Genomic DNA, 528 nt, shown 5'->3' on the forward strand with positions numbered 1-528 from the left:
GTACGTCACCGTCGTGAACGTTACCTGTATGCCCTGATTGGTCGGGAAGGTGAAGTTCGAAACGACAGCGCCCGTCTGGTTATTACCGTTGCTACCGGTGGTTGTATCACCATTGGTCAGACGCAGAGCCCCAGAACCCACCGCGTCAGGAAGCGTACCCGTGACACCACCCACAAGCGTCTTACCGCTGTAGTAACTGAGGCCCGAACAGGCCGGAATCGTGCCTGTACCGTTGCCCGCAGTCAGGCATGCGCCGTTCAGCGCCTGCCACTTGTACGAAGATGACGCCCCCGTCAGCGTGTCGCTGATCACCAACTGCGCCCTGGCAACCCCCGGCAGTAGCGCAGCGGTTGCCAGCAAACCCACCCGTTGAATTGTTTTCATCACTGTTGTCCCAGATCTTTGGCGCCAGAACTAATGCGATAGGTGCTCTGCACCACTGCTGCTGTCGTTGCATCACCGCCAAAGCCATAGGCGGTGACTTGGTAAAGCTGTGCGAGCCCGTTCGGGCTCATACCGATGTAGTTG

The 528-nt window shown here is 58.3% G+C and carries 2 protein-coding genes; both read right to left on the reverse strand.

What is annotated here, in order from left to right:
- The coding region (locus tag VE26_RS00155) for a hypothetical protein (protein WP_046103245.1) at nt 1–384 on the reverse strand (384 nt) is incomplete at its 3' end.
- On the reverse strand, nt 384–515 hold the full coding sequence (locus tag VE26_RS18945; RefSeq protein WP_210165397.1) for a pilus assembly protein: 132 nt from the start codon (nt 513–515) through the stop codon (nt 384–386). The genes VE26_RS18945 and VE26_RS00155, both read right to left, overlap by 1 nt.
- Nucleotides 516–528: the final 13 nt, after the last annotated feature.

This window comes from Devosia chinhatensis (assembly GCF_000969445.1).
GTDB lineage: Bacteria > Pseudomonadota > Alphaproteobacteria > Rhizobiales > Devosiaceae > Devosia > Devosia chinhatensis.